At 46.7% G+C, this 2,302-nt stretch carries 1 protein-coding gene; it reads left to right on the top strand.

Annotation, left to right across the window (positions count from 1 at the left end; translation table 11 throughout):
• Positions 1–1,937 (top strand): bifunctional aconitate hydratase 2/2-methylisocitrate dehydratase (locus HRU21_12895; GenBank protein NRA43186.1); only part of this gene is annotated, 1,937 nt, incomplete at its 5' end.
• Positions 1,938–2,302 lie beyond the last annotated feature (365 nt).

Raw genomic sequence — 2,302 nt, 5'->3', positions numbered from 1 at the left:
CAGGCGGCATCGGTCTTGACCTTAAAAACTGGGTGAAGAAAGTCGATGCGGATGGCAATACCGTTGTTGATGCCAATGGCGATGCGGTGCTTGAAGAGGCCTACTCGGTTGAAACAGGTACGGTGTTAACTATTAATACCAAAGAAAAGAAACTGTATAGCGGTGACGAGCTAGTAGCCGATGTGGCTGATGCCTTCACCCCGCAAAAAGTTGAGTTCATGAAAGCAGGTGGCTCTTACGCGATTGTATTCGGTAAGAAACTGCAAAACTTCGCAGCTGCTGCTTTAGGTATTGAAGCACCACAAGTGTTTGCGCCTGCAAAAGAAATTGCCCATCAAGGCCAAGGTTTAACCGCGGTAGAAAAAATCTTTAACCGCAATGCAGTCGGTGTTTCTACTAGCGAAAACCTTCACGCAGGTTCTGACGTTCGCGTTAAAGTGAATATTGTTGGTTCACAAGACACCACCGGCCTTATGACTTCGCAAGAGCTTGAGTCAATGGCGGCAACCGTTATTTCACCTAGTGTTGACGGCGCTTACCAATCAGGCTGTCACACGGCATCGGTTTGGGATTCAAAAGCACAAACCAATATCCCGCGCTTAATGCAGTTCATGAATGACTTCGGCCTGATCACAGCGCGTGATCCAAAAGGTGTTTATCACCCAATGACCGACGTTATTCATAAGGTACTTAACGATATTACTGTGGATGATCGCGCCATCATCATTGGCGGTGACTCACATACGCGTATGTCGAAAGGTGTGGCTTTCGGTGCTGACTCAGGCACGGTTGCACTAGCGCTGGCCACCGGTGAAGCAACTATGCCGATCCCAGAGTCGGTTAAAGTTACTTTTAAAGGCGAAATGAAGCCTTATATGGACTTCCGTGACATCGTGCATGCAACCCAGATGCAAATGCTGGAAGAGTTCGGTGGCGATAATGTCTTCCAAGGCCGTGTTATCGAAGTACACATCGGCACCTTATTAGCTGACCAAGCCTTCACCTTTACCGATTGGACGGCAGAGATGAAAGCCAAGGCTTCTATCTGTATTTCTGAAAACGATACTTTAATCGAGTCATTAGAAATTGCCAAAAGCCGTATCCAAATCATGATCGAAAAAGGTATGGATAACGCTGCGCAAACCCTAGCTGGTCTTATCAAGCTTGCAGACAAGCGTATTGCTGAAATTCAGTCGGGCGATGTACCAGCACTTAAGCCTGACAATAATGCGAAATACTACGCAGAAGTCGTGGTTGACCTAGACGCTATCGACCAGCCAATGATTGCCGACCCAGATGTCAACAACGACGATGTATCTAAGCGTTATACGCATGATGTGATTCGCCCTGTTTCATACTACAACGACAAGCCAGTTGACCTAGGCTTTGTTGGTTCTTGTATGGTGCATAAAGGCGATATGCAAATCATCGCGCAAATGCTGCGTAATATTGAAGAGCAACAAGGCAAGGTAGAATTTAAAGCGCCATTGGTTGTTGCACCACCCACCTACAACATCGTTGACGAGCTTAAAGCTGAAGGTGACTGGGCCATCCTCGAGAAGTACTCAGGCTTTGTATTTGATGATGACAACCCTAAAGGTGCGGCACGTACTAAGTATGACAATATTCTTTATCTTGAGCGCCCAGGCTGTAACCTCTGCATGGGTAACCAAGAAAAAGCTGAGCCTGGTGATACCGTTATCGCGACTTCAACACGTCTGTTCCAAGGCCGAGTTGTTGGCGACTCTGATGAGAAGAAAGGCGAGTCTTTATTAGGTTCTACACCCTTAGTAGTACTTTCAACGATTCTTGGTCGCTTCCCAACTATGGATGAGTACCAAGCGGCTGTTAAAGGTATTAACTTAACTGACTTCCGCCCACCGTCAGAAGCATTAAGCACAGCACCTAGCGCCGAGCCAATTCGCATAGTTGGCTAATCGCTTGGCATAACATCGCTGCAACACGAGCACTTATCTCACAGTGCTCGCGTTTTAGCGAATTGCACATGGCCTGTGAATTTTTAGCGTTTACAACGCCGCAAGCCACGATCTTAACCCGCATGCTTGCGGGTTTTTTATGCCTAACAATCTGCTATTGTTCGATGCTTAATTGACAACAACATCAACAAGCATTGACAGATCAATGCTTATCGATCCTGATGCCACTGGCCTATTTTAAAAACCATTGGCCTTAATAGCCTTATGTCTCTAACGCCACCAATAAAGCTTTCGCCTGGGCATGATGCACCTGCATCATCGCCTGCAGATCAAGATTGATTAATTGCTTATCGCGTACCTTCCAT

The organism is Pseudomonadales bacterium (assembly GCA_013215025.1).
In the GTDB taxonomy this organism is placed as follows: Bacteria; Pseudomonadota; Gammaproteobacteria; order Pseudomonadales; family DT-91; genus DT-91.
This window is presented reverse-complemented; position numbering and strand designations above follow the sequence as displayed.